The sequence below is a fragment of the Kutzneria sp. NPDC052558 genome, from assembly GCF_044547355.1.
Taxonomy (GTDB): Bacteria; Actinomycetota; Actinomycetes; order Mycobacteriales; family Pseudonocardiaceae; genus Kutzneria.
The window spans coordinates 258,610-285,334 of the sequence record NZ_JBIUAG010000005.1; the positions used below are offsets into that span (position 1 = coordinate 258,610).

Below are 26,725 nucleotides of genomic sequence, written 5' to 3' on the forward strand. Positions count from 1 at the left end.
ATTGCCCTTCTGACGGGCGGGGATGCCCGGGCGGCCACCGACCGGACCGGCCGGCGTGGTTACGATCTCCGGCGTGCGTCGAACAGTCATGGCGATCCTGTTGTCGGCCGGGGTGCTCACGGCCTGCGGCACGTCCGCTTCCGAGGTCCAGGTGGCCAACACCGCGTCTTCCCTTGGCTACGACGACATCGTGGCCTCGCTGACGGCGGGCAAGGACGTGGAGATCACCACGGAGCTCACCCAGTGCGCGACGCCGGAGGGCGTCGCCGGCCCGGCGGTCACGGGCGGCCTGCACATCGCCACGTACCAGGTGGTGCAGGGCAAGTACATCGCGTTCTCCGACGTGCACCAGTCGCTGACCGCGCAGAACGCGCGCATCACCGAGTACCTCCGCTACCGCGTGACCCCGGCCGGGGCGGTCACGCTGACCGACACGGTCCTCGACGGGACCGACAAGGTCCTGGCCACCACCGAGTACGACTGCAAGCTGGGCAAGGGTGCTTACTTCCACTGGCACTGAGGCCGGCGGGCCTCGTCGCTGAGGCCCACCGGCGGTCCAGGTCAGTCCCGCCAGCCGCGGACCGGGTTGCCGAGCCAGCGCGTGTTGGCCGGCACCTGCTCGTCCCGCATCACCAGCGAGGCCGCGCCGACGGTGGCCGATGTGCCGAGCGTCGAGCCGGGGAGCACGATGCTGTGCGGGCCGAGGGTGGCACCGTCGAGCACCCGCACCTCGTCCAGCCGCATCAGCCGGTCGTGGAACAGGTGTGTCTGCAACACACAGCCCCGGTTCACGCTCGCGCCGGCGCCCACGCTGATCAGATCGGCCTCGGGCAGCCAGTGCGTCTCCAGCCAGGCCCCGCGGCCGATTTTCGCGCCGAGGGTGCGCAGCCACGCGGACAGCAGCGGAGTGCCCTCGGCCAGGCGGCCGAGCCACGGCACGGCCAGTTCCTCGACGAAGGTGTCGGCGAGTTCGTTGCGCCACACGAAAGAGCTCCACAGCGGGTGCTGCGCGGTGCGGAACCGGCCCATCAGCAACCATTTCACCGCGCTGGCGATCAGGCAGGCGACGATGCCCGCACCCAGCAGGATCGGCCCGGAGATCAGCACCGCGACGGTGAATCCCCAGTGCTGCCACACAGCTTCCAGCCCGACGGCCACCACCTCGGCCAGCAGGGCGGCGACCAGGATGGGCAGCAGCCGAGCGGTCTCCACGGCGGCCCGGGCCAGCCTGAGCCGGCGCGGCGGGGCGAAGGTGTGCTCGGGATCGCCGCCGTCGGCGTTGCGGGGCAAGCTGATCTGCGGCCGCCCGAGCCACGACGAGCCGGCCGCCGCGCCCGCCGGGGCGGTGGACAGCACGCCGATCAACGCCTCGTCGGGCACTTCCCGGTCCGCGTCGACGATCCCGGAGTTGCCGACGAACGCGCGCCGGCCGACCATCGCCGGGCCCAGCTTGAGCCAGCCGCCGCGCAGCTGGATCGGCGCCAACAGCGTGTCGTCGGCGAGGAAAGCGCCGTCCTCGACACGAAGCAGGCTGGGCAGGGCATGCAGGGTGGACGCCTCGACGTTGCGACCGATGCGCGCGCCCATCAGCCGCAGCCACAACGGAGTCAGCATGCCGGCGTAGATCGGGAACAGCGTGGCGCGGGCGGTGTCGGTGAGCCGCATGGTGAACCAGGCGCACCACGCGACCGCGCCGTCGGAAGGATGTGTGCCCGGGCGCACGAACCGGCCGGCCAACCGCGCCGCCAGCACCAGCAATCCGGCGTAGCAGAACAGGCTCAGCAGCGTGGCCGGCACGAGTGTGACGAGCATGCCCAGCAGGACCTGGCTCAGCGTGCCCTCGCTGTCGACCATCAGCCATGTGAAAAGCACACCGGGCAGGGCGGCGACAATTGGCAGTAGCGACAACAGTTGCAGGCCCAGCGACCACGCCCACCGCATTCGGCGCGACCGCGTCGGGCGGGCCGCCGGCCACTCGTCCTGCACCGGCGTGGCGTCCGCGCCGGTGACGCAGCTGCCGGCGAGCACGTCGGCCCCGGGCACCACGGCCGAGCCGGGCATCAGCGTGGTGCGCGCGCCAACCCTTGCCCCGGCGCCGATTTCCACCGTGCCGACCCGCAGCACGTCGCCGTCCAGCCACCAACCGGCGAGGTCCACTTCGGACTCGATGGCGCACCCGTCGCCGAAGGTCGCCAGGCCGGTGACCGGCGGCAACGCCTGCATCTCCACGTTATCGCCGACCCCGCAGCCCAGCAGCCGGGCATAACGCGGGGCCCAGTGCGTGCCGGTGAGGCTGGCCAGGCCGTTGAGCAGCACGATCCGCTCGGCCGTCCACAGTCGCAAGTGGACTCCGCCGCCGCGTGGATACTCTCCGGGCCTGATTCCCTTGGTCAGCAAGCGGATCGCCACCACCGCGGTGCCGACCCGGCCCGGCAGGGAGATGAACACGAGCCAGCACACGATGACCACGACCCACGACACGTTCGGCGTCCACGCGTCCACACCGAACACCAGGTCGGTGAGATTGTCGAACAGCCCCAACAGGGTCAGCCACCGCAGGCCGCGAACCATCATCAGCGCCACGAGAATCAGGTGCTGGGCCAGGCCGGTGGCCCTCGGCACCGGTCGCACCGTACGCTGCACGACCTGGCGTCCGCCGAGTTCGTCGAGCCGCTTCGCCTGGTCGGCCAGCACCGGGTGGGCGTAGACGTCGGCCACCGACAGGTCGGGATAGTCCTTACGGGCCAACGAGACCAGCTGGGCGGCGGCCAGGCTGCCGCCGCCGGCGTCGAAGAAGTCGGTGTCCGCCTTGGCCGGCACCCCCAGCACCCGCGTCCACAACGTGGCCAGTTCGCCTTGCGTGCCGGCGAGTTCGTCGGTGTTGTCGGCCAGCGGCCAGGGGAGCGCGGTGCGGTCGACCTTGCCGGAGGTCTTGGTCGGGAAGTCGTCGAGGATCGCGATCACCGGCACCATCGCCGCCGGCAGCCGCCGCTTCACCAGGTCCCGGTCCAGCGTGGTGACCCCGTCGGCCAGCACCACGTAGCCGACCAGCACCGGCCGCCCGGTCTCGGTCCTGCGCACCACGGTGACCGCCGCCGCCACGCCGGGCACCGCCAGCAGCGCGGCGTCGACCTCGCCGAGCTCGATCCGCCTGCCGCCGATCTTGACCTGGTCGTCCTCGCGCCCGACGAACACCAGCCCCTCCGGCTCGGCCCGGACCACGTCCCCGCTGCGATAGGCCCGATCCCAGCCCAGCGCCGGCAGCGGCGCGTACTTCTCGGCGTCCTTGACCGGGTCGAGGTAGCGGGCCAGCCCGACCCCGCCGATGACCAGCTCGCCGGTCTCGCCCCAGTCCACCGGGCGGCCGTCCGGCCCGACCACCGCCAGGTCCCAGCCGTCCAGCGGCAGGCCGATGCGCACCGGTCCCTCACCGGTCAGCGGCGCGGCACAGGCCACCACGGTCGCCTCGGTGGGGCCGTAGGTGTTCCACACCTCGCGGTTGTCGCCGGCCAGCCGGGCCGCCAGCTCCGGCGAGCACGCCTCGCCACCGAGGATCAGCAGCCGCACCGCGTCCAGCGCCTCGGCCGGCCACATCGCGGCCAGCGTCGGCACCGTGGACACCACGGTGATCCGCTGTTCGGTCAACCAGTCACCCAGCTCGGCCCCCGCTTTGACGATCTGGCGCGGGGCCGGCACCAGGCACGCGCCGTGCCGCCAGGCCAGCCACATCTCCTCGCAGGAGGCGTCGAAGGCCACCGACAGGCCGGCCAACACCCGATCGCCGGGGCCGATGGGCCGGCGGGCGCAGAACAGCCGGGCCTCGGCGTCGACGAACGCGGCGGCGTTGCGGTGCGTGACCGCGACGCCCTTGGGCAGGCCGGTCGAGCCCGAGGTGAAGATGATCCACGCGTCGTCCTCCCGGCCCAGCCGGCCGGGTTTGCCCCGGTGTCGCAGCACACCGTTGTCGGTGGCCACGAGGCAGACCTCGGCCTGTTCCCACACCGTTTCGGCCCGCTCGTCGGGATCGTCGGCGTCTACCGGGACATAGGCCGCGCCGGCCGTCAGCACCCCGAGGATGGCGATATACAACTCGGCGGTGCCGGAGGCGATGCGCACGCCCACCCGGTCACCGGCGTCGACGCCTTCGGCCCGCAGCCGTTCGGCGAACTCGCCAACCCGAAACAGCAGGTCCCGATAGGTGAGCGCCTCGGAGCCGTCGTCGATGGCCGTCGCGTCCGGGCACGCCGAGGCCGTGGCGTCGAGAATGTCCGTCAGCCTTCTTGGTGACGCCGCGCTTCCCCCGTGAAACACCGCGCCGATTTCTCGATGCACGGTGTCGATGGACCGATTCGCCCCCCAGAGCGTCTCGCTCACTGTTCCTCCATGGACGAGAGAAGATTACTCGTCCACACTTACCCTGAATCCCTTCTCAGTGTTTCTTCAGGAATAGGCGCAGCCCGGGCAAGCTGGCGGTTCGCTGTTGGCACGCTGAAAGTTGGCTGGGAGATAATGGGAGGGATCGGACGGCCGTGGCCCGACTCCCAGCCTTCTTTCAGGTTTCCCGCACTATGGAGTGGTTTGATGTGATCTTTCTGACGCGCTGGCGTCTGAAATTCATGTGAGATTGGCTCGGCTGGCGGCGTGACCGTGGGAGGGGATGGGCTGGACCGTTCGGCGTAGGCATGAGCGTCAGGTCTGCTGATGCTGGCCGTGATGAACCGTTACGCCCGCTTACCTTGTGTTTCACGCTGCGTAAAGCTGTACTCAGCGGTGAGTCTCCACCTGTCCGCGAGGAGCCGGTTGGATGAGCGTTGTCCACATCGACCGTGTCCACGACTGTTCCCATGCGCTGGACCAGCTGCTGCAAGAGCGGGATGACCTGATCGCCGTGCTTGACCGCGTGGTCGCCCTCCAGGCGACGGCCCAGCTGATCCGCGTGACCGTCGGTGTCGACTCGGGCTTCGTGGCCGACCTGGAGAGGCCCGGCCGGGCCGTCGTGCGGTGCATGGCCGGCACGCGGACCGACCAGATGCAGAATCTTGTGGTGCCGGTCGGCCAGGGCATCGGCGGTCGGGCCATGGCCCTCGGCCGCGCGGTGCGGGTGAACGACTACCTGACGTCCTCGATGATCACCCACCAGTTCGACGCCCAGGTGCGATGCGAGGGCATCAAGTCCATGATCGCCGTGCCGGTGATCAGCCGGGGGCAGACGGTCGCCATCGCCTATGCGGCCATGCGCAACGTGACCCAGTTCGGTGACTGCGCGGTCAACCGGATGCGGGAGATCGCCGATCACGCCGCCGCCGCGATCCGGGTCGCCGCCGCCGCCGAGGACGCCAAAACCGACGCGGTCTGCGCCGAGCGCAACCGTATGCAGAACGCATTGCACGACACCGTCGGCGCCCTGCTGTTCTCCATCGGGGCTCAGGTTCGGTCGCTGAGTGACGTGGTCACGGACAATCCCGAACTCGATCTGAGGATTAGTCAACTTCGGTCCGACATTTCCGCCGCCTCCAGCGCGCTGCGGGAATCCCTGCTGGCGCTGAACAACACCGACCCCGACCGGGCATTGGCGGTGGAACTGGCCGAGCACACCCGCTCCTTCGAGGCCCGCACCGGCGTGCCCGCCCGGTTCGTGCAACTCGACCGCGTGCCACCCATGGACTCAGAACGCACCGGCCTGCTCGTCGCCGTCGCCAGGGAAGGATTGCTCAACATCGAGAAGCACGCCCGGCCACTGTCCGTTGTGGTCAGTCTTGGCATGTGCGACGGCGGCGTGCAGCTGGTGGTCGCCGACGACGGCTCCGGCCAGGTCGTGGCCGGGCCCGGCACCTGCGTCGGTGTTCGCTCCCTTGTGGACCGTGCCGCCCGTCTCGGCGGCCGCGTCAGCCTCGTCCGCGACGACGACGGCGGGCACACCCTACGGGCGTGGTTGCCGTGAAAACCGTTCTCGTGGTGGACGATCACCCTGTTGTTCGGGACGGTGTGGTCCTCCTGCTGCGCTCCGATCCCTCGCTGAGCGTCATCGGCTCCGCCGAATCCGGCCGGGCCGCCCTCACCCGTGTGCAGGAACTCCGGCCCGACATCGTGCTGCTCGACCTCCGGCTGCCCGACATGCTCGCCCCCGAGGTCATCACCCAGCTCCGCCGGCTGCATCCCGCCGGCCGCATCGTCATCTTCACCGCCCATGCCGACCACGGTGGCTTCGTCGCCGCCATGGACGCCGGCGCCGACGGCGGTCTGCTCAAGGACGTCGGCGGCACCGATCTTTCCTCCACCCTTCGCCGTGTCCTGCTCGGCGAACGCGTCGTCGATCCCCGCATCATGCCCGACGAGTCCCAGCGCTCCACCGCCCTCGCCCACTCCGGCCTCACCCGCCGGGAATACGAGGTCCTGCGCTTCGCCGCCCAGGGCAAGACAAATCCGGAGATCGCCCAGTCCACGGGTCTCACCCGCAACACCGTCAAGACCTACCTCCAGTCCGCCCTCCACAAGCTGGGGGCCCGCAACCGCGTGGAGGCCATCGGTAGGGCGAGCGAGGTCGGGCTGCTCTAGCGTCTGTTGCTTTTGCGTCTTCCGCCTACTTCTTTGCCGTCCCTGTGCCTCTGTCTGTCTCCGCTTCGTGTCTCCGCGTGTCTGTCTCCGCTCCTACGCCTCCCCTCCTTTGCCCGGGCTCCCACCCCACCTTTGCCGTCCCTCACACTTCTCTTCACCTCCTCCCTCACTCCACATCGCCCTCCTCCCAGTCATTCCCTACACTCCCGCCTGCTGCCCGCCGTCACCTCGTCTCTGCATCTCCTGCCGCCTACCGTCACCTCGTCCTCCGCTCCGCACCTCCCTCCCTCATCTCCTTCCCCACGCCCCGCCGCCCACCTCCATTGCCTTCCTCGTCACCCCCATTTCCCTTGCACCACAACAGTTTTCACTCTTTCGTGGTTCGAGTTCGATCTTGTGGGGCGGGTAGAATCGCTGGTATGGAAGAGAAACTCGCTCGTTTGATCGAACTTGAGCGGCTCATTCGTCGGCTCCAGGCCGAGCGGTTGCGGTTGATCTCCGAGCTCGACGTCGACGAGTGGGCCGTCCATGACATGGCCATGGCCCTGCAACTGTCGTTCACCAACGCTTCCAGCCTCGTCGACTTCGCGACCCTTGTGGCTCGGGACTTCCCTGGGGTGCTGGATGCGATGGATGCGGGCGTGATCAGTGAGTGGTCGGCTCATGGTCTGGTCGATCCCACTGAGCATTACAGTCTTGAGGTCGCTCAGAAGGCTGTTGCGCGGACGTTGGAGACTGCGGAGGGTCGGTGTTGTCAGCAGCTTCGGCGGTCGGTGCAGGGGCGGTTGCAGCGGGCCGATCCGGACGGGTTTGCCCGGCGGTGCGCGCAGCGGCGTCGGGGGCGGGACGTCGTGGTCTATGACACTGAGGACGGCATGGCGGTGTTGAAGTCGGAGCTGCCGGTGGAGGTTGCCAGGGCGATGTACGCCAAGATCGATCACTTGGCTCGTCGGGAGGCGAAGAACGGCCGGTCGATGGATGCGGTGCGGGCGGATGTGTTGGCGTCGTTGGTGTTGCAGGAGCCCCAGAGTGCTGGGTCGAAGACGTTGATCCAGGTGACGGTGCCGATCACGGCGTTGTTGGGGGTGGATGAGCGGCCGGGGCAGTTGGACACGGGGCAGGTGATTCCGGCGGAGGTGGTGCGGGATCTGATGGCGGAGCCGGGGACGGTGTTTCACCGGTTGTTGACTGATCCTGCTGGTCGGTTGGTGGAGTACAGCCCGGGGGTCTATCGGCCGACGGCGGAGGTGGATCGGTTCATCCGGGCCCGGCATCGGACGTGTGTGATGCCGTGTTGTTCGCATCCGTCTAGGTCGTGCGATATCGATCATGCGGTGGCGTGGCCGGAGGGGACGAGCACGGGGACGAATCTGGGGCCGTTGGATCGGCGGCATCACCGCTATAAGCACGCCACTGACGCGAAGATCGGCATCGCCGATGATGGGACGACGACGATTGAGACTCGGTGGGGGCAGAGGTATGTGACGAGGCCGGAGCCGGTGGAGGAGCCGCCGTTCTGAGGTGGGGTGGGGGTTGGTTTGGGGGCGGCGGGGCGCAGGCGTGTTGTCGTGAAGACTGGTGGGTTGGGGACGCCGCTGCCGCGGCTACGACGGCCGGATCTGTGTCAGAGATTGCAGGGGCCGTCGCAGCCTTGCCACCCGAGACCGTGGTCACCCTAGGTGGGTGGCTGGGTTGGGTGGTGGCGTTTGGTGGTTTGGGGGTGGCTGGGGAGGGGTTTCAGTTGCGTTGTTTTGCAAGGACTTCTTGCGTCCCGGTCGGCCTTCTCGCTTAGGTAGTCAGGTTCCCGTGGGGGCCTTTCACGCTCGTGTCTTCTGAGACCTGCCTTCAGCTCCTCCTGTGCCCTTCCTCGCACGCCGAAGCGCCCGGCTCGCGGAGGGCGGGCCGGGCGCTGGGCGTGCAGAGGGATCAGGAGGACGGGCCCCAGTTGACGGGGCTGGTGGTGAACATCGACGGGGAAGCCAGCGGCAGGGTGACCGAGGAGGCGGCCTGGGGAGCCCGGCTGATGGTGTAGACGCCGAAGTTGAGGTTGTTGGTCTGGGTCTGGGTGAGGGTGAGCGGAACGTGGTAGGAGGGGGGCTGGGTGGTGAGCACCAGCTGGATGCGGTAGCCGGCGGGGATGACGGAGAAGTTGGGCATCAGGGCGATGTCCAACTTCACGGTGGAGTTGGCGGTGAGGAACTGCTGGGTGGCCTGGGTGAAGGTGTGGGCGGGCTGGATGAGCGCGCCGCTGGAGCCGTACCAGCTGTGCGAAGCGTCCAGGTTGCGCATGCTGCCCAGGAGGATGCCGTCGGACTGCTTGGTGACGACGCCGGTGGGGGCGACCAGGTTGACGGTGGCGGAGACCTCGGCCTCGGGGGTGGTGGAGCTGAGGTAGATGCTGGCGCTGATGGGGCCGTCCAGGACGGCGTCCTGGGAGACGGGCGGCGAATTGTAGGTGGCGGGGAACCACGGCATGGACCAGTAGATCGTGTCCGTGCCAGCGGCGGTGGGCGGCGTGGAGGTGAGGGTGCCGCCGGCGTTGAGGTAGTAGGTGGAGGTGCCCAGGGACGGCGGCCAGGCGGCGCTGTCGACCCAGCGGGAGGCGCCGTTCTGGAACAGGTGCAGCGGAGTGCTGGTGTTGGCCATGCCCGTGGGCGCGCCCTTCAACCAGGTGTCGAACCACTCCTTCTTGATGTTGTTGAGCACATCCTCATTGGTGTGCGCGCCATGCGTCCACGGACCGACGATGGCCTGGTAACGGCCGGTCACGGACTGCCCGGCGGTCACGGGGGAGTTGAGCGGCCGCTTGAAGTAGGCGTTCTGGGCGGCGACATAGGCCCCGAGGTTGCCGCCGGGGAACAGGTCGTTCCAGCCGGCCTCGGTGATCGCGGGAATGCCGTTGGCGACGATCTTGGGGATCAGCGCCGACTGCACGCTCAGGGCGTCCCAGTAGGAGCTGTTGTACGACCGAGGCCCGCCGTTCTTCAGGTCGTTCGACGTGATGGAGATGGGATCGGTCTGCGCGTTGTCCTGGGGACCACGGGGCAGGACCGACGCGACGGCCGGGATGAACTGGCCGGGAACGCCGCCGGAGGTGGCGATGTCGTTGTACGAGTCCGAGTCGGTGCAGAACGGGGCGATGGCCTTGAGCGCGGAGTTCGGACCGACGGCGGCAGCGGTGGCCCACTGGTCGACGCCGAGATAGGAACAGCCGTCAAGACCGACAGCGCCGTTGGAGCCGTCCAGGCTGTGGGCGGCCCAGTTGACGAGGTTGGCCCCGTCCTGACCCTGACGGGCGCCGAGCCAGTCGGTCTGCCCACCCGAGGTGCCGGTGCCCCGAACCGAAGCGGCCACGTAGATGTAGCCTCGCTGAACGTAGTACGAGCCGTAGCTGGTGGGGTCGAGCAGGGCGGTGCCGTACGGATTCTGCGTCAGCAGCACGGGGAAAGTGCCGGGGGCCCGGGTGCTGGTGCCCAGATTCGTGGGATAGGAGACCTGGACGGCGATGGACACCCCGTCATCCATGGTGACGGTGGACGTGACGTCCGCGCTGTACCCGTAGCTGGCGGGCACAGGCTGGGGAACCCAGTTCGGCTGCACCGCGGCGGCGGCGGGGGCGGCGGCCGCCACCAGGACTAGGGCGACGACAGTCGCGAAAGGACGCAAGCTGCGTTTCCGCATCCGAACTCCTTTGTTCGTCAGGGGCTGCGGAGATTCTGCTGGGCGAAGCAAGGGGTCTACACCCCCATGTGGAGAGTGGTCACGCGAAACGGCCGGTGGCCCAAGCGCGGTCGCCGGGCTCGGCGATGACCTCGACGACGACACCGTCCACAACGGACTCGACCGGGGTGATCAGCCCGTCGGCGACGGCTTCCGTCCAGGCCTGGTGCGGGCCCTCGCCCCACGGGTACCACGGCACGAGATCGTCGACGACTACCAGGCCGCCGGGTTTGGCCAGGGCGCGGGCGTTGGCGATGTCGGCGGCGGCGATCTCGTACTCGTGCCCGCCGTCCACGAACACCAGGTCGAACCGGCCGCCGTCGACGGCGGCGTGCGCGGGCATGGTCGTGCGGGAATCGCCGATGATCAGCTCGTGCCGGCCGGGATAGCGGGCGTCCACGAACTCCTTGGCCATCATGACGGCGTGCCGGCGGTCCAGCTCGAACGACAGCACGGTGGTGTCGGGGGCCGCCTCCAGGAAGGCGATGGCCGAGAAGCCGATGTTGAAGCCGACCTCGGCGATGGCCAGGGCCCCGGACCGCTGGGTCAGGCGTTGCAGGTAGTCGGCCTCGGCGACGCTGGCCCCACCTTCGTAGATCCGCGCGCCGTTGACTCTGACATGGTCGTAGACCTCCCACATGAGCCGTTCCAGGCGACTCATATCCCGATCTGTGTCGGTGGGCATGGCTGTCCTCCTTCCGTTGCCGGCGCCAGGGATTCGAGAAGACGGACCGCGGCCTCGGCGCCGCCGGCCGACGCGAGGGCGTGACCGAGGCGGGTTGCCGCGGCGGTGTATCCGGGGGTGTGCAGCACGGTGTCGACGGCCTGCCGCACGTGTTCGGCCAGCGCGCGGTCGAACCGCAGCCGAACGCCGGCCCCTGCGGCGACAACGCATTGGGCCACCGCCGACTGGTCGTCACGGATCGGGGCCAGCACCATGGGGACACCGGCGGAAAGGCTTTCGCAGACGGTGTTGTGGCCGCCGTGGCACACCAGGACCGAGGTCCGGGCCAGCAGGTCGACCTGCGGGATCCGCTCCGCGGTCAGCACCGGGCCGCCGGGCAGCAGACCGGTCGGGTCGACGATCAGGCCCTGGACCGCGGGCATCGCCGCCAGGGCGTCGTTGCACTCGGACAGGAAGCGAATGCCGGCCTGGGCGTTGGAGGTGCCGAGCGTGACGATCACCAGCGGCCGCCCGTCCAGGAGCCGGCCGTCGAAGTCCACAGTGGACGCGGCGGAGGTGGTGGCGCCGACATAGCGCACGGGAAGATCGGCGGCCGGCGGCCCGGAGAGCTCGCGGGTGGTGAAGGCCAGGATCAGGTGCGGCGAGAAACGCAGGTCGCTCGGGGCGACCCCGTGCCGGTCGCACAGATCGTGCTGGAGCTGGAGAACCCAGTCGGCGACCTTGGGCAAGCCCCGCAACGGATCCGTCAGCTCGCTGGGCGTGGTCGCGGATGTCGCCCACGGCACGCCGAGCGCCTTCGCCGCCAACGCCCCGGCCAGCGCCTGCTGATCGGTGAGGATGACATCCGGCGCGAACCGCTCGACGGCGGCCCGCACGCCCGGGGCCATCGAGTCGGCCAGCGGGATGAGGTAGCTCTGCCACAGGAATCGCAGCGCTGCGAAGCCACGCAGTTCGGACGGGCGCTGCTCGACGTCGAACGGATCCGATGAGCCGGCCGGGAAAACCGGGATGGGCGCCGAGTGCGGGCTCGGGAAAAGGCTCACCCCGGTCAGCTTGGACAGCGCCGGCTGCGGACCGCACCAGGCGATCGTGTGGCCGGCGGCCGTCAGCGACACCGCCACCGCCCGGAGCGGGGTGACGTGGCCGGTCAGCGGCGGGACGACGAGCAGAACCCTCATGCCGCCTGCCGCTCGACCCAGCGCAGCACCAGCTCGCGGACGTTTTTGTGCTGCTCCACCAGCACCGAGTGGCCCTGGCCGTCGAACACGTGCACCTCGCCGTTGGGCAGCAGGGAGGTCAGCGCGGTGAGGTCGTCGGCCTGGTAGCCGTTGCTGCCGAGAATGGACAGCACCGGGCAGCGGATGGCGGCGATGTCCTCCAGGGTCAGCAGCGGCCCCAGCGGCACCTCCTCGGCGATGCTGGTGGTGAGGATCCGGTCGGCGGCCATCCGGGCCAGCCGCCGGTGGTGGGCGCTGAAGTTGGCCTCGATCCAGTCGTAACTCTCCTCCACGGCCAGGAAACGCACGGTGTGGTCGAGGATCTCGGTCATCTTGCTGGCCCAGGCCTCGGTGGCTGGCTCGGACTCGATGCACACGATGCTGCGCACCCGCTCGGGATGCTTGGCGGCGTAGCTGAACGCCAGCGTGCCGCCGAAGCTGTTGCCCACCAGGTGCACCGGGGTGTCCACGTCGAGCTGGTCGAGCAGGTCCTCCAGGTCGGCCACGAAGTCGGCGATGGTGTAGCCCCGGGCCGGGCGGTCGGTCTTGCCGTGCCCGCGCAGGTCGTAGCTGATCACGTTGATGCCGGCGGCGGCGACCGGCGGGGCCATGGTCAGGTAGAAGCTGGCCAGGCTGTCGGTGCCCATGCCGTGCAGGAAGACCACGGTCTCCTGCCCGGCGCCGGTGGCCGGCACCAGCTGCACGTTGGTGCTCAGCCCGTTGACGGTCATGGTCGGCATCGCGTCACCCCCGCCGGGCCAGGCGGTCGGCCACGTAGTCGGCGATCTCGCCGATCCGCAGCTCGATGACCTCGTCGAGGTCCTTCTGGGTCAGGTAGTCGGCCAGGTTGACGTCGGGCCCGAAGTGCTCGGCGAGAATGCCCGAGAAGGTCACTAGGTCGATGCTCTCCAGCACCAGGTCGTCATGGAACCGGGTGTCCGGCGTGATCCGGATGCCGAGCAGGTCCAGGTCGCCGACGAGCGGCGCGAGCAGCTCGCTGACGGTGTCGAACACTGTCGTCGTGGGATACGGCTGCAAGGTCATGTCGCACTCCTGGTCACAGCGGGGAGAGGGTGGATCAGTCCGACGGCCACATCGCCGTCGAGAGCCGCGCCGACGGCGAGCTCGGGCAGGATCCGGCCGTGCACGCCGGAAACCGTGGTCTCGTCCTCGTGCACGAAGATCTCGGCGGGGTACACCCCGGTCACGCCGTCGGCGGCCAGCCGGGCCCGCACCGCGTCCTTGATGGCGATGCGCCGCAGCAGCCAGCCGCGCTGCTCCCGCGGCGGGCAGGAGGCGAAGGCGGCCCGTTCGGCGCCGTTGAGGTAGAGGCCGGCGAAGAACTCCCGCGCGGCAACGCTTCGCCAACGGTCCCGGACCATCGCCCGGCCATTGGGGTCCACTGTGGACAAATAGTGGGATTCGGGGTGGGTGTACGCGTCGTGCATGGCGCTGTCGCAGGGGAAACGGATGTCCTGCCAGCCCACGATGGTCGCCAGCGGCCGGCCGCCCAGCGACAGGGTCGCGTCCATGTGGAGGATGTCGGGCTGGGGCGTGGTGACCTCGATCTGGCAGTCGACGACCGCGCCCGGCCCGGGCTCCGGGGCGTGCCAGGTGACCTCGGCGATGGAGCGGGGAAAGGCCACCAGGGAGTCCTGGTAGGTGGCCTGGAGCCAGCAGCCGAGCAGCTGCCCGACGTTGTCCAGCAGGGCGCCGGGCGCGGTCGTGACGGTGATCTCGCCGCGCAGGTGGTGGTCGCCGATGCCGGTCAACTTGGTGACGCCGTGGAACGCGGGGCCGTGGAACATCTTCCGGCGGGAGTAGACCTCGGCGGCGGTGAACGGCATCGGCCGTTCCTGGTGCGGTATCGGCATGTGCGCGCCGGGCGGCCGTTCGCCGAGGCAGACGGTCATGCTCGCGTACGTGCCGATGGCCACGTCGACCCGGTCCCCGGCACGGCGCATCGTGATGGGCACCGACTTGGCCGGCTCGGCGATGAGCCAGCGGTTGAACGCGGCGTCGCGCACTCCCGTCGCCGTGACGCCCCAAGCGTTTTCCACCTGTCGGCAGGCGATGTCGATGAGCGTGGTCGCCGGCACCACGGGCCAGAAGTCGGCCTCGTCGGGCCAGCCGGGACGCTGCCGGAAGAACCGGTGGTCCCGGAGGAACGGCATCGAGGCGAGCGAGACGTCCACAGTGGACTCTACGGTGTCGGAGGTCAGCGCGGCGACCACGGCGGCCGCGCTCCGACGGGTCTCGTCCAGCAGTTCCTGGTACGCGACGGCGATGTCGTCCGACAGCCCAGGGGGGATCTCCGGGGCCACGTCGAGGATTCCCCGGCTGGCGGACGGCAGTGACAGTAGCGGCCGTGCGCTGTTCAGGCGAACCTGGCGCGGCGCCAGCGCCTCGAACTTGGGGTTCGCGCCCTCGACCCACAGGGCGGTGGCGACCCGACGCAACTGGTCGAGACCGGAGTGGATGTTGGACGCCGCCCCGATGACCAGGTGGTTGGCGTCGCCGAGGGTGTCGGTGACGAACGACCCGAGCTGGCCGGCGCCGAGCTGGAGGAAAACCCGGAAACTGTTGGCGTGCATGGTCTCGATGAGCTCGCGGAAGCGGACCCGTTGCAGCAGGTGGTCGAGATAGAGCCGCCGGACCGCCTCGTGCGTGGTGGGGAAGGGGGCGACCGAGGTGGCCGACCACACCGGAACCGACGGCGCGTGCAACTCCAGGTCGTCGGCCAGCGCCGCGTACGGCGCCAGATACGGCCGCAGGTAAGGGGTGTGGTAGCCGGAGCGGAACGGCAGCGTCCGAGCGATCACGCCGTGCTCGCGGCAGACCTCAGCCAGGCGAACGACTTCCTCGGCCGGCCCGCAGGCGATCGTCTGATGTGGAGCGTTGTCGTGGGAGATCACCACGTCCAGGCCCGCCGTCAGTCCGGAGGCCTCGACGACCGAGCAGCCGAGCATGAGGTAGTCGAGCTCGGGGGCGGTGAAGTGGCCGTGCCAGTAGCGCTGGATGTTGTCGGCGGTCGGCATCGGGGTGAACATGCCGGCGATCCGCATCGCGGTCCACTCGCCGACGCTGTGCCCGGCCAGGGCGTCCGGAGTGATGCCGAGCCGGCCCAGGGCCGTGTGCACCAGCCGGCCGACGGCGGTCACGCTTTCGGCGTGGTCGAGCACGGTCTCGGTCGACCACGCCGGCGTGGGCAGGCCGAAATGCCTTGCCACGTCGTCGCACCGCGGCGAGACATCGGCCTCAAGGCCGGGGAACAGGAAGGCCGTGCGGGCATCGGGCAGCAGCGGGTCGACAGTGCACCAGATGCCCTTCACCCCGCGCTGCGGCTGGCCGTCCTTGGCGACCTTGGCCGCCACGCGCCGGGCGACGGCCAGGGTGTCGGGCGTCGGATTCACGATCCCGATGCGGGCCCGGCCCGATCCGAGCACATCCGTCTGCTGTGGACGGTCGAGCAGGGTCACCAACTCGGCCGGGGATTCCGCCGACAGCCGAAGGATCCGGTCGGGCTCCCGCACCTCGACCCGCCGCTTCCCGGCGGCATCGCCCTCTTCCAGCACCACGTGAGCGTTCACGCCGCCGAAGCCGAAGGCGTTGACGGCGGCCCGCCGCGGCAGGTCGCAGCCCTCCCAGGGCTCGGCCTCGCCGATCACGCGGAACCGGGTCCCGGTCAGCAGCGGATTGGGGTCGTCGCAGTGCAGGGTCGGCGGCAGAACCTTGTGGTACAGCGCCAAAGCCACCTTGACCAGGCCGGCGGCGCCGGCCGCCGGCATGGTGTGGCCGATCATCGACTTGACCGAGCCGACCACGCCGGTGCGGCCGTCGGGCGCGCCGAACACCTCGGTCATGGTGGCGATCTCGGCCGCGTCGCCGGCCCGCGTCGCGGTGCCGTGCGCCTCCAGCAGGCCGATCGCGCCGGCCTGCCGCGGATCGATGCCGGCGGCGTCCCAGGCCCGGCGCAGCGCCAGGACCTGGCCGCTGATCGACGGGCTGAGCAGGCTCCCGCTCCGCCCGTCGCTGGAAATCCCCGATCCCCGCAGCACGGCGTACACCCGATTGCCGTCCCGGCGGGCGTCGGCCAGCCGCTTGAGCATCAGCAGCGCGGTGCCCTCGCCGATGAGCAGCCCGTCGGCGTCCCGCGACAGCGGGCTGATCCGCTGGCTCGGCGACAGGGCCCCGATCTGCGTGAACATCGACCACAGGGTGTCGTCGTGGCAGTGGTGCACGCCGCCGGCGAACACCACGTCGCACCGGCCCCGCGCCAGCTCGGCGATCGCGTGGTCCACCGCGATCAGCGACGACGCGCAGGCAGCGTCCACTGTGTACGCCGGCCCGCCGAGGTCGAGGCGGTTGGCCACCCGCGAGGCGGAAAGGTTGGGCACCAGGCCGGTCGCCGACTCGGTGTGGAACTCGCCCAGCGGTTCGAGCAGCGCGTCACGGATCTTGTCGAGCATCGCCGAGCTGGCCGACGGCAACAGCTCGCGGACGGTCCGCGTGATCTGCCGGACGGTGCGCACCCGCTGGTCGAACCGCACCAGACCGGGCGAGAAGTAGCCGCCACGGCCGAGAATCACGCCCACCTTGGCTCGGTCGCCCAGCGCCGCCGACCCGCCGGCGTCGTCGATCGCCGCGGCGGCGGCGGCCAGCGCGGTGACCTGGTCCGGCTCCATCTCGGCGATGTCGGCCGGTGGGATCCCGAACGCCAGCGGATCGAAGTCCACCGTGTCGGCGACGAAGCCGCCGCGCCGCCCGTGAGTCCGATCGGGGGTCGTGCCCGGCGCGCCGTGGAACTCCGGATCGCGGCGGTGCTCCGGGATGTCGGTGATGGCGTCGGTCCCGGCCATGAGGTTCTGCCAGTACTGCCCGACGTTCGCCGCGCCGGGCAGCACCACGCCCATGCCGATGATCGCCACCGGCTCCTGGGTCACCATAGCGCCGCCGTGTACAGGACGGCCGGGACGTCGCCGTAGGCCAGCTCACGCAGCAGCGCGGCGGTGCCCTCGGTCGGGTCGATCATCGCCACCTCGCGCCGCTGGTACTCGCGGGCCAGCTCGGGCGTGACCATGCCGCTGTGGTCGTCGGCCGGCGCCCACGGTCCCCAGTGGACGGTCACGGCGCGGCCGGGCCATTGCGCGGCCAGGGTTTCCAGCGCGTCGTTGCCGGCCGCGTAGTCGGTCTGGCCGCGATTGCCCAGCACCGCCGAGATGCTGCCGAAGAAGGCCAGGAAACCGGGGTTCAGGCCCTCGTCGGCCAGCGCCGACAGGAGCGTGCGGGCCCCGGCGACCTTGGTGTCGAAGACCGTGCGGAACGAGGTCTCGTCCTTGTCGGACATGAGTTTGTCGTCGATGACGCCGGCCGCGTAGAGCACGCCGTCGAGCCGGCCGCCCAGCTGCTTGACGAACTGCCGCACGGCTTCGCCGTCACGCACGTCCAGCACGTGGTACGTGGCGTTGCCGACCTCGGCCAGCGTGCGGCTGATCTCCCGCTGGGCCAGTACGGTCCGCGCCTGCCGCTCGATGTCGGCGATGCTGCCGCCACGGGCGATCAACGCCTCGCGCAGGGCCCGCGGGTCCTCGGGCAGGTCGTCGTCGCCCGGCCAGGGCGTGCGGCCGGTGAACTCGACCCGGCAGCCACTCGCGGCCAGCGCCACCGCCGCGCGGGCCGTGATCCCGCGCGCCCCGCCGATCACCGCGACGACCGAGTCCGGGCCGAGGCCCAGCGCGGCCAGCTCGCCGCCGCCCGGTCCGGCGCCGGAGTGGGCCAGCGAGCCGAGCGACTGCTCGCGGACGGTGTGGGTCATGCGGCCCTCGGCGGTGTGGTGCACGACCGCGTGCCCGTCGTCGACCATGGCCTCGGCGACCAGGACGTCGGCGCGCGGGGAGTCGACGACGACCAGTCGGGTCGTGGCGTCCCGCTCCAGCGCCGCCGCCCGGAACAGCCCCGACAGGCCAAGGGCGTCGCGTGTGGCCAGCGCGATGAAGGTGCCCTTGGCTGCCTTGAGCTGCGTGAACAGCTCCGGCGCGGCTGGTTCGACCGAGTCGGCCATGCCGTGCAGGGATACGGTGATGTCGGCGTCGGCCGGCGCGGCGGTCGGCAGCCCGAAGGCCCGTCGCACCGAGTCCGCGAGCTCGTCCTGGCCAGGGGCGGACAACACCGCCAGGGTTTTGCCCGACAGGCGGGCGGGATCGGGCGGCGGCAGCGGATTGTCGACGAGATGCAGCACGTAGCGCCGCGGGGCGGACCCAGCGGGCGAAGCGCTCGCGATGGTCGGCTCTTCCCCGCCCGGTCGGAGCGGGGAAGAGCTCGTGGGGATGGCGATGTGGGGTTCGCCGTCGTTCGGGGCGCCAGCAGTGCCGTGCGCGGGGGTCAGCCACTGTTCGAGCTGGGTGGTGATGGCGTTGGCGGTGCGCTGGCGCACCAACAGGTCGGGGCCGTCGTCGCCGGCGGCGTCGGTCAGGCCGAGGCGGCGCAGCAGGGTGCCGGCGATCTCGGTGCGCTTGATGGAGTCGATGGAGAGGTCGGCCTCCAGGTCCAGGTCGCCCTCGATCATGTCCGGCGGGAAGCCGGTGCGGTCGCTGATCACGTCCAGGACGGCGGTCCGGACGTCGGCCGGCGGCGCGGGCTCGGCGGCCGGGGCGGCGATGACGGCCGGCGCGACGGCCTTGCCGTTGACCGCCGGCTGCACGACCGGGGCCGGGCTGACGGCGGTCAGGTGGGCGGCGTCGACCACCTCGGGCAGGGCGTAGCGCACGGCCGGCACGGCGCCGAGGTAGCCGAGCATCACCTCCCGCTGGGTGGTGATCAGTTCCCGGCTGTTGCGCAGGAATTCGACGACTACCTGGTCGCGGCCGACAGGGGTGGCTTCGGTCATGGCAATCCTCGGGATGCGACGGGCGGGCGCGAGGCCGTGCGGGGGGAGTTGGCCGTCGGGACGGCGGACAAGGTTTCCGGTAACGGTCCAGGCGTTATCGGGTCGTGGGGTGGGTCGGGGCCGGCCGCGGAACAGCCGGGCGGTGTCGACGGGCACACCGGCGACGGCGAGCCGGCCGACGGCGCCCAGGAACTCCCGGATCCCGGGCCCGCAGGGCAGTGCGGCGTGCGGGCGGTCGCCGAGGATCTCCCGGACCAGCCGCGTCAGCGTCTGTCCCGGCCCGACCTCGACGAACGTCCGCGCCCCGGCGGCGTACATGTCCTCGATCTGGTCCACGAAGCGGACCGGGGCGGGGATCTGGGCGGCCAGCACCTGCCGCACGGCGCCGGGGGCGTAGCGGCGGCCGCTGGTGTTCGACCACACCGGCAGCACCGGGTCCTCGATCGCGGCGACGTCCAGGGAGGCCGCGAACGCGCCCTCGGCCGGCGCGACCAGGGGGCTGTGGAACGCGGCCGAGACCGCGATCCGCTTGGTGGCGATGCGCTTGGCCCGCAGGTGACGGACGCAGCGCTCGATCTCCTCGACGCTGCCGGACACGATGATCTGCTCGGGCGCGTTGTGGTTGGCCAGCGAGATGTCCATGCCCGCCAGCTCGGCGGCCAGGACCTCCCGCGTGGCCCGCACGGCCGCCATCGCCCCCGGACGCTCCCGCGACGCGTCGGCGATCGCCCGGGCCCGGGCCGCGCTGAGTTCGACCAAGGTGGAGAGGGTGAACGCGCCGGCCTCGGACAGGGCGACGAGTTCGCCGTAACTGTGCCCGGCCAGGAAATCCGGTTTCACGCCGAGCTCGGCCAGCAGCCGGCACAGCGCGGACTCGACCAGGCCGAGGGCCGGCTGCGCGACGGCGGTGTCGGTGACGGCCGCCAGCTGCGCGGCCAGGCGCTCCTCGTCGAACGCGTGCGGCGGGTACACGGCCGGCACGACGGCCGGGGCGTGCCGCAGCACGTCGGCGAGCTCCGGGAAGTGCACGAACAGTTCGGCGAGCATGCCGGGCTGCTGGCTGCCCTGGCCGGGGAACAGGAACGCGATCTTGCCGGCCGGCTCCTTGGCGGCGATTCCGCCGGCGGTCAACGACTCCCGGTCCGCGGCTACGAACGCCAGCCGCACCGGGGCGTCGGCGTTGACCGAGGCGACGTCCTCGGCCAGCTCACGCAGGCTGGCGTTCGGCTGCTCGTCGGCCAAGGCCCGCAACGACTCCCGGGCACTGTCCACATCGGACCCGCGAACGAGAACCAGCTCCCGGGACCAGTCGCGCAGGCCGTGCCGGCGGTCGGGCGGAACGGGGCCGGGGCCGAGCACGGCGTGGAAATTGGTGCCGCCGAAGCCGAAGGCGCTCACGCCGGCCAGACCCGTCAGGCCCGGCGCCGGCCGCGCCGCGGTCGAGAAGGTGAACGGGCTGGTGTCGGCCTGCCAGGCCGAGTTGGGGCTGCTCAGGTGCAGCGTCGGCGGCACCACCTCGTGCCACAGCGCCAGGGTCGCCTTGATCAGCCCGGCCAGCCCGGCCGCGCACTTGGTGTGCCCGATCTGGCTCTTCACCGAGCCGAGCGCGATCGAGGCCGGCGCGACACCGGCGTCGGCGAAGAACTCGGTCAGGGTGCGCAGTTCCGTCGCGTCGCCGACGACCGTCCCGGTGCCGTGCGCCTCGACCAGGCGGACGTCGCCGGGGGAGGACCGGGCGTCCTGGTAAGCGCGTTCCAGGGCGCGCCGCTGGCCCTCGGGGCGGGGCGCGGTGAGCCCGAGCGCCTTGCCGTCGCTGGCCGCGCCGACCCCCTTGACCACGGCGTACACCCGGTCGCCGTCCCGCTCGGCGTCGGCAAGGCGCTTGAGCACCACGCAGGCCACGCCCTCGCCGAGGGCGATGCCGTCGGCGGCGGAGTCGAACGGGCGGCAGCGGCCGGTCGGCGAGAGCGCGCCGGCCGAGGTGAACATCAGGTAGTCGTTGACGCCGTTGTGCAGGTCCACCGCCCCGCACAGCACCATCGAGCTGGTGCCGCTGCGCAGCTCCTTGACCGCGATGTCCAGCGCCGCCAGCGAGGAGCCGCAGGCCGCGTCCACGGTGAAGTTCGCGCCGCGCAGGTCGAGCCGGTTGGCGATCCGCCCGGAGATGACGTTGGCCAGGGTGCCCGGGAACGAGTCCTCGGTCAGCGACGGCAACTGGTCCAGCAGCTCCGGCGGCGCTTCGTCCACATAGGACGGCAGCAGGCCCCGCATCACCTTGGCGTTGCCCAGGTCGCTGCCGGACTCCGCGCCGAAGATCACGCTGGTGCGGTCGCGGTCGAAGTCCCGGTCGGCGTAGCCGGCGTCGGCCAGCGCGCGGCGGGCCAGCTCCAGCGACACCAGCTGCGCGGGGTCGATGCTGCCCATCGAGGACGGCGGCATGCCGTAGGTCAGGGGATCGAAGTCCAGTGGCGGGAGGAAGCCGCCCCAGCCCGGCAGGTCGGGGTAGACGTTCGTGTCCCAACGGTCCGCCGGCACCTCGGTGACCGCGTCGGTCCCGCGCAGGATCTGCGACCAGTAGGCCGGCAGGTCGGGCGCGCCGGGGAAGGAACAGGCCATGCCGACAATCGCGATGTCGCGGCCCGGCTCCGGTTCCCCGTCTGGCGACGACTCGAGAAGACGCCGCACGCCTTCGGTCACGGAATCGTGCAATTCGGCGATTGTCGTCTTCGCGTCGCGTAAGACCGCTACCTGGCCGGCCATGTAGAGACCCTGACTCAACTGGGTGTCCGGACCGACGGTCACGGGCCCGTCGGCCGAATGTTGCAATCCCTTGCTGGCAATGCGCAGCCGGCCGGTGTTGAGTTCCTCCAACTGCTGCCAGACCTGCTGCGCCGACAACTCCGGCACCGACCGCAGATCATTCTTGACGATCTCGAAATGCGCGGTGTAGAGACTCGGCAGGCAGCGGGTGCGGTGTCCCGGCGCGGTTTCCAGGATTGTCGTCTCGCCGGCGTCGATCGCCAGATCCTGGAACAGATCGGTGATCGCGCCGGTGGCCACGGCCTCCCGGGTGAACAGGTACGCGGTGCCCATCAGCACGCCGATGCCGGCCCCCGAAGCGGCCAGTTCGGCCGCGGCCCCGGCCACCACGGCGGCGGAACGGGCGTCGTGCACGCCGCCGGCGAACAGCACCTCGATGCCGGGCCCGTAGCCGCGCAGCACGTCCAGTTGCTGTTCCCACAGGGCAAAGCTCGGCCGCGGCCCGATGTGGCCGCCGCATTCCGCGCCCTCGAAGACGAACCGGCGCACGCCGGCGTCGAGGAACTGCTTGAGCAGCACCGGCGACGGCACGTGCACGTAGGTCGGAATGCCGTCGGCCTCCAACACCTTGGCCTGCGCCGGCTTTCCGCCGGCCAGCAGGGCGCAGTGCGGCCGGGCGGCCCGGACGGCGGCCAGCTGCTGGTCCCGCAGGTCGGGGTCGATGAAGCCAAGCAACCCGACGCCCCAGGGCCGGTCGCCGAGCCGGTCACGGGTGCGGTCCAACAGGTCCGCGGTGCCCGCGCCGCTGGCGGTCGCGACCGCGATGAACGGGAATCCGCCCTGGTCGGCGACTTCCGCGGCGAACGCCGGCTGGTCGCTGACCCGGGTCATCGGCCCCTGGGCGATCGGCAGCGCGCTGCCCAGCGTCCGGCACAGCGGGATCCCTTGTCCCGCAACAACAGGCCGTTCGCGGACGGCCGCAGCCAGCGACCGGACGGCGTGCTCGGTGTCCCGGTAGCGGCGGGCGAACAGCGTGGCCAGCGAGGAATCCGCGCGGAGCAGGCGTTCCCGCTCCGGCCCCGAAGTGTCGGCGTCCGGCAGCATTCGCAACTGCTCGTCCAGGAACACGCCGCTCGCCCCGGCGGCCATCGCGCCGACGGCCGTGCGCGGCCCGACCGCGTAGGCCCACACCGGCACCTCGCCGCCGCAGGCCTGGAGAAGCTGTTGCAGGAGAACGAAGGCGGACAGGTCCCCGTCGTCCATCGCCACCAGGCCGTCGGCCCCGGCGTCGATGGCGGCCGTGGCCTCGTCCAGCGACCGGACCTGCGCGATCGCCAACGCCCCCGATGGCACGATCGGGGCGCCGGGCTCGAACAACACAATTGCCGCGCCCCGCGTGTCGACATGCGAGCCGGCGGGCACGCGGATGCCGAAGGGCGCCCGGGCCATTTCCGGCTCGGGCGGCCGACAACCGTCGAACACACCCAAGCCGCCGCCGCGAGCGACGGCGGCGACCATGTGCGGTCCCGAAGGACACAGGGCCAGCACCCGGGTTCTCGAGTCTAGGACAATGCCCACTGGCGTACCTCCTCGTGCACCAGTAACGGCGTGATTGGTCGTAAGGAGAGCAAATCGTCTCGGGAAAAACCACCCTCTCCATGTGGAGATGTCCCCATGCGGCGAACGGGGGTATACCTAACGACCAGTCATTCGGGAACTCGGCACTGGAGCCGCGGTGGACCTGCTAGGACGTGTGGTCGTGGTGACGGGAGCGGCGCAGGGCATCGGCGCCGCGCTGGCCCGGCGGTTCGCCGCCGAGGGAGCCGCCGGAGTGGTGGTTTCCGACCTGAACCTGGATCTTGCCAGAGTGGTCGCCGCCGAAATCACGGGGGCCGGCGGCGCGGCGATCGCCGTGCACGCCGACGTGAGCCGCAAGGATGACATCCAGGCGTTGGTGGCCTCGACCCGGGCCTATTTCGGCCCGGTCGACCTGTTCTGCTCCAATGCCGGGGTCGCGTTCGGCAGCGGTATTCACGCCTCGGGACAGCAATGGGAAACGTCCTGGGCGGTCAACGTGATGCAGCATGTGCACGTCGCGCAGTCGGTGGTGCCGGACATGGTCCGCGCCGGCGGCGGCCACCTGCTGATCACCGCGTCGGCGGCCGGCCTGCTCGGCGCCCCGGGGGACGCGCCGTACACGGTCACCAAGCACGCGGTGGTGGGCTTGGCCGAATGGCTGGCCGTGACCTATCGGCGGCGGGGGATCGGGGTGAGCGCGCTGTGCCCACTGGGGGTGCGCACGGCGCTGCTCGAACCCGGGATCGCCGCCGGCCATCCGACGGCGCTGGCCATCGCCGCGCTGGCCCCGCTGCTGACGCCGGAAGAGGTTGCCGAGTCGGCGGTCGAGGGCCTGCGCAAGGAAGAGTTCCTCATCTTGCCGCACGAGTCGGTCCGGGCCACGCACGCCGACAAGGCGCGGGACGTCGACGCCTGGATCGACCGCACGATCGCCGGAGGCCACTGAGCATGGAATTCCGCAGGGTGGGCACGAGCGGACTGTCGGTCAGCGAGCTCGCCTACGGCAACTGGCTGGCCGGCCCGGACGACGCGGCCTGCGTCGCCGCGGCGCTGGACGCCGGCATCACCACCTTCCGCACCGCCGCGGCCTGGGCCGGGGGAGCGGCCGAGGAGAGCATGGCCGCCGCCCTGTCCGGGGTGCCGCGCGAGGATCTCGTGCTGTGCACGGGGGTCTACTGGGCGGAGGGCGCGGGCGCGAACCGGGCCGGGCTGAGCCGCAAACACCTGGTCAGCTCGATCAACGGGTCGCTGCGCCGGCTCGGCACCGACTACGTCGACGTCTACCTGCTGCTGCGGTTCGACTACCAGACACCGCTGGAGGAGACCTTCCTCGCGCTGTCCGACCTGGTCCGCCAGGGCAAGATCCTCTACGTCGGCACTTCGGAGTGGACGGTCGACCAGCTGCTGCGGGCCGCCGCCCTGGCCGAGCGATACTCAGTCCCGCTGATAGTCAACGAACCGCACTACTCGATGCTGTGGCGGGTGGCCGAGGCCATGGTCATGCCGGCCTGCGAGCGCCTGGGCATCGGCCAGTTCGCCTCCGTCCCGCTGGCCCAGGGCATTCTCACCGGCAAGTACCGCGACAGCGTGCCGCCCGGCTCCCGGGCCGCCGGCCCGTGGCGCGAGGCCATTCAGGGCCTGCTCACGGTGCCGGGCCTGCTCGACCGGGTGGAGCTGCTGCGCGGGGTCGCCGACGACGTCGGCATGTCGTTGGCCCAGCTGGCCATCGCCTGGACGCTGCAACACGACAACGTGGCCACCGCGGTGGTCGGGGCCAGCACGCCGGCCCAGGTCAGCGAGAACGTCAAGGCCGTCGGCGTGAAGCTGGACCTGGACGTGCTGACCCGCGTGGAGCACCTGCTCGGCAGCGCCGCCCAGACCGACCCGCGGCTCATCTGGTCCCCACCAGCAGGTCTGTTCTCCGCGTAACCGAGAAGGTGGCCGGGCCCGACGGGCCCGGCCACCTTCCTGTCAGGACAGGGACGGGGCCAGGCGCTGACCGGCCGACTCGCGGAGGCCGAACCGTCCGAACAGGACGATCGCCACCGAGGCGCCCAGCGCGAACAGGCCGCCGACGAAGAACAGCGAGGACATGGTGAACCCGGCCGCGACCAGCACGCCGCCCAGGGCCGGGCCGATGATGCCGCCCGCCCGGCCGACGCCCATCGACCAGCCGAATCCGGTGGCCCGTTCCTCCACCCGGTAGAACGAGGCGATCATGGGCATGGTGCACAGCTGGGCCCCGATGGTGAACACGCCGGCGACCAGGATGACGGCCAGCAGCAGCGGTCCGGAGGCGTGCACCTGGCCGATCAGCGTCACGAACACCGCGCCGAGCACGTAGCACACGCCGATGGTCGCGGCCGGCCGCCGCCGGCGACCGAGCCACGGTCCCAACAGGACAACGCCGAGCACGCCGCCGAGGTTGAGCGCGGCCGCGCCGAGAATCGCGGTGCCGGCGTCAAAACCGTTGGCCCGGGCCACGGTCGTGATCCAGCTGTTGAGGAAGTAGGCCAGCAGCAGGCTGAAGAACAGCGTCAACCACAGCAGCAACGTGCCGGCGGTGCGGCCCTCGGTGAACAGCCCGGACACCGGCAGCCGACGCGGCACCGGCCGGGCCCGCAGCGGCTGGCCGACCAGGTCCTCCCGGCCGACGCGGCGCATGACCCGGTCCAGCGCGGCGCGGCGGTCACGGGCGATCAGGAACCGCGCGGACTCCGGCAGCACCAAGGCGATGACCGGGATCAGCACCAGCGGCAGGATGCCGCCGACGACAAAAACACCCTGCCAGCCCAAGGGACCGAGCAACAGCGGGGTGAACAGGCCCGCGCACGTCGCCCCGACCGGGAAGCCGCAGGTGGCCAGGCCGGTGGTGAGCGTCCGGCTGCGACTGGGCCCGTAGTCGGACACGGTGGCCAGCAGGATCGGCCACGCGCCGCCGAGGCCGAGCCCGGTCACGAACCGGGCCGCCGTCAGCGATTCCAGCGACCAGGTCAGCGGCGTCAGCAGCGACACCAGGCCGAACAGCCCGACCGCGATGATCAACGGGATCTTGCGGCCGAACCGGTCCGCGGCGATGGTGAACAGCGCCGCCCCGATCACCGCGCCGATCAGGGCGGTGGAGAACACCACGCCGAAGGCGGCCGGCGGCGTGTGCCACTGCCGGGCGATGTCCGGGGCGACCAGCGCGACCGCCTGCGTGTCGAAGCCGTCGATGAGCACGATGAGAAAGCTCAGCGCCAGCACGGATAAGTGGAACGGCCGGATCGGGGCGTCCGCGAACACGGACTCGACATCGGGGTGAACATCGTTGTTCATCGGACT

Annotated in this window: 15 protein-coding genes; 6 read left to right on the plus strand and 9 right to left on the minus strand. The window is 70.9% G+C overall.

Features of this window, described 5'->3' with window-relative positions:
* The first annotated feature begins 73 nt into the window (after positions 1 to 73).
* On the plus strand, positions 74 to 520 hold the full coding sequence (locus ACIG5F_RS12110) for a VirK family protein (RefSeq protein WP_396517638.1): 447 nt from the start codon (positions 74 to 76) through the stop codon (positions 518 to 520).
* A 41-nt stretch (positions 521 to 561) separates the two neighbouring features.
* Here ACIG5F_RS12110 and ACIG5F_RS12115 read toward each other — a convergent pair whose 3' ends face one another.
* On the minus strand, positions 562 to 4,374 hold the full coding sequence (locus ACIG5F_RS12115) for a Pls/PosA family non-ribosomal peptide synthetase (RefSeq protein WP_396517639.1): 3,813 nt from the start codon (positions 4,372 to 4,374) through the stop codon (positions 562 to 564).
* A gap of 430 nt (positions 4,375 to 4,804) precedes the next feature.
* Here ACIG5F_RS12115 and ACIG5F_RS12120 point away from each other — a divergent pair, with 430 nt between their 5' ends.
* From ACIG5F_RS12120 to ACIG5F_RS12130, 3 genes are all read left to right on the plus strand, one after another.
* Positions 4,805 to 5,941 carry a GAF domain-containing protein gene (locus tag ACIG5F_RS12120; RefSeq protein ID WP_396517640.1) on the plus strand — a complete coding sequence of 379 codons (1,137 nt, stop codon included), beginning with the start codon at positions 4,805 to 4,807 and terminating at the stop codon, positions 5,939 to 5,941.
* Positions 5,929 to 6,555 carry a response regulator gene (locus ACIG5F_RS12125; protein ID WP_396517641.1) on the plus strand — a complete coding sequence of 209 codons (627 nt, stop codon included), beginning with the start codon at positions 5,929 to 5,931 and terminating at the stop codon, positions 6,553 to 6,555. Before ACIG5F_RS12120 ends, ACIG5F_RS12125 begins: the two co-directional genes overlap by 13 nt.
* Positions 6,556 to 6,974: 419 nt before the next feature.
* Positions 6,975 to 8,075 (plus strand): DUF222 domain-containing protein, encoded by a 1,101-nt coding sequence (locus tag ACIG5F_RS12130; RefSeq protein ID WP_396517642.1) that lies wholly within the window; start codon positions 6,975 to 6,977, stop codon positions 8,073 to 8,075.
* Positions 8,076 to 8,481: 406 nt separating this feature from the next.
* Here the strand turns inward: ACIG5F_RS12130 and ACIG5F_RS12135 are convergent, their stop codons facing one another.
* The 7 genes from ACIG5F_RS12135 to ACIG5F_RS12165 all read right to left on the minus strand — a co-directional run bounded on the left by ACIG5F_RS12135 (position 8,482) and on the right by ACIG5F_RS12165 (position 23,341).
* On the minus strand, positions 8,482 to 10,236 hold the full coding sequence (locus tag ACIG5F_RS12135) for a CocE/NonD family hydrolase (RefSeq protein WP_396517643.1): 1,755 nt from the start codon (positions 10,234 to 10,236) through the stop codon (positions 8,482 to 8,484).
* Between the two features lie 79 nt (positions 10,237 to 10,315).
* Positions 10,316 to 10,936 (minus strand): O-methyltransferase, encoded by a 621-nt coding sequence (locus ACIG5F_RS12140; RefSeq protein ID WP_396517644.1) that lies wholly within the window; start codon positions 10,934 to 10,936, stop codon positions 10,316 to 10,318.
* The gene (locus ACIG5F_RS12145; protein ID WP_396517645.1) at positions 10,933 to 12,138 is read right to left on the minus strand and encodes a glycosyltransferase; all 1,206 of its coding nucleotides are present in this window, start codon (positions 12,136 to 12,138) and stop codon (positions 10,933 to 10,935) included. Before ACIG5F_RS12145 ends, ACIG5F_RS12140 begins: the two co-directional genes overlap by 4 nt.
* The gene (locus ACIG5F_RS12150; RefSeq protein ID WP_396517646.1) at positions 12,135 to 12,917 is read right to left on the minus strand and encodes an alpha/beta fold hydrolase; all 783 of its coding nucleotides are present in this window, start codon (positions 12,915 to 12,917) and stop codon (positions 12,135 to 12,137) included. Before ACIG5F_RS12150 ends, ACIG5F_RS12145 begins: the two co-directional genes overlap by 4 nt.
* 4 nt (positions 12,918 to 12,921) lie before the next feature.
* Positions 12,922 to 13,221: an acyl carrier protein gene (locus tag ACIG5F_RS12155; protein ID WP_396517647.1), complete on the minus strand. Its 300-nt coding sequence runs from the start codon at positions 13,219 to 13,221 to the stop codon at positions 12,922 to 12,924.
* Complete coding sequence (locus ACIG5F_RS12160; RefSeq protein ID WP_396517649.1) at positions 13,218 to 17,123, minus strand: beta-ketoacyl synthase N-terminal-like domain-containing protein; 3,906 nt, start codon at positions 17,121 to 17,123, stop codon at positions 13,218 to 13,220. Before ACIG5F_RS12160 ends, ACIG5F_RS12155 begins: the two co-directional genes overlap by 4 nt.
* The gene (locus tag ACIG5F_RS12165; RefSeq protein WP_396517650.1) at positions 17,117 to 23,341 is read right to left on the minus strand and encodes an SDR family NAD(P)-dependent oxidoreductase; all 6,225 of its coding nucleotides are present in this window, start codon (positions 23,339 to 23,341) and stop codon (positions 17,117 to 17,119) included. Before ACIG5F_RS12165 ends, ACIG5F_RS12160 begins: the two co-directional genes overlap by 7 nt.
* A gap of 217 nt (positions 23,342 to 23,558) precedes the next feature.
* Between ACIG5F_RS12165 and ACIG5F_RS12170 the strand changes: the two genes are divergently transcribed.
* Positions 23,559 to 24,347 carry an SDR family oxidoreductase gene (locus ACIG5F_RS12170; RefSeq protein ID WP_396517651.1) on the plus strand — a complete coding sequence of 263 codons (789 nt, stop codon included), beginning with the start codon at positions 23,559 to 23,561 and terminating at the stop codon, positions 24,345 to 24,347.
* Positions 24,348 to 24,349: 2 nt separating this feature from the next.
* Positions 24,350 to 25,330, plus strand: a complete 981-nt coding sequence (locus tag ACIG5F_RS12175; RefSeq protein ID WP_396517652.1) for an aldo/keto reductase — start codon at positions 24,350 to 24,352, stop codon at positions 25,328 to 25,330.
* A 42-nt stretch (positions 25,331 to 25,372) separates the two neighbouring features.
* Here ACIG5F_RS12175 and ACIG5F_RS12180 read toward each other — a convergent pair whose 3' ends face one another.
* Positions 25,373 to 26,719, minus strand: coding sequence for an MFS transporter (locus ACIG5F_RS12180; protein WP_396517653.1), 1,347 nt, complete (start codon positions 26,717 to 26,719; stop codon positions 25,373 to 25,375).
* Positions 26,720 to 26,725 lie beyond the last annotated feature (6 nt).

Excerpts from the sequence above, each read along its gene's own strand:
- ACIG5F_RS12120 (WP_396517640.1), top strand. The coding sequence starts at position 4,805 with ATGAGCGTTGTCCACATCGACCGTGTCCACGACTGTTCCCATGCGCTG.
- ACIG5F_RS12130 (WP_396517642.1), top strand. The coding sequence starts at position 6,975 with ATGGAAGAGAAACTCGCTCGTTTGATCGAACTTGAGCGGCTCATTCGT.
- ACIG5F_RS12135 (WP_396517643.1), bottom strand. The coding sequence starts at position 10,236 with ATGCGGAAACGCAGCTTGCGTCCTTTCGCGACTGTCGTCGCCCTAGTC.
- ACIG5F_RS12140 (WP_396517644.1), bottom strand. The coding sequence starts at position 10,936 with ATGAGTCGCCTGGAACGGCTCATGTGGGAGGTCTACGACCATGTCAGA.
- ACIG5F_RS12145 (WP_396517645.1), bottom strand. The coding sequence starts at position 12,138 with ATGAGGGTTCTGCTCGTCGTCCCGCCGCTGACCGGCCACGTCACCCCG.
- ACIG5F_RS12150 (WP_396517646.1), bottom strand. The coding sequence starts at position 12,917 with ATGCCGACCATGACCGTCAACGGGCTGAGCACCAACGTGCAGCTGGTG.
- ACIG5F_RS12155 (WP_396517647.1), bottom strand. The coding sequence starts at position 13,221 with ATGACCTTGCAGCCGTATCCCACGACGACAGTGTTCGACACCGTCAGC.
- ACIG5F_RS12160 (WP_396517649.1), bottom strand. The coding sequence starts at position 17,123 with ATGGTGACCCAGGAGCCGGTGGCGATCATCGGCATGGGCGTGGTGCTG.
- ACIG5F_RS12165 (WP_396517650.1), bottom strand. The coding sequence starts at position 23,341 with ATGGTCGCCGCCGTCGCTCGCGGCGGCGGCTTGGGTGTGTTCGACGGT.
- ACIG5F_RS12175 (WP_396517652.1), top strand. The coding sequence starts at position 24,350 with ATGGAATTCCGCAGGGTGGGCACGAGCGGACTGTCGGTCAGCGAGCTC.
- ACIG5F_RS12180 (WP_396517653.1), bottom strand. The coding sequence starts at position 26,719 with ATGAACAACGATGTTCACCCCGATGTCGAGTCCGTGTTCGCGGACGCC.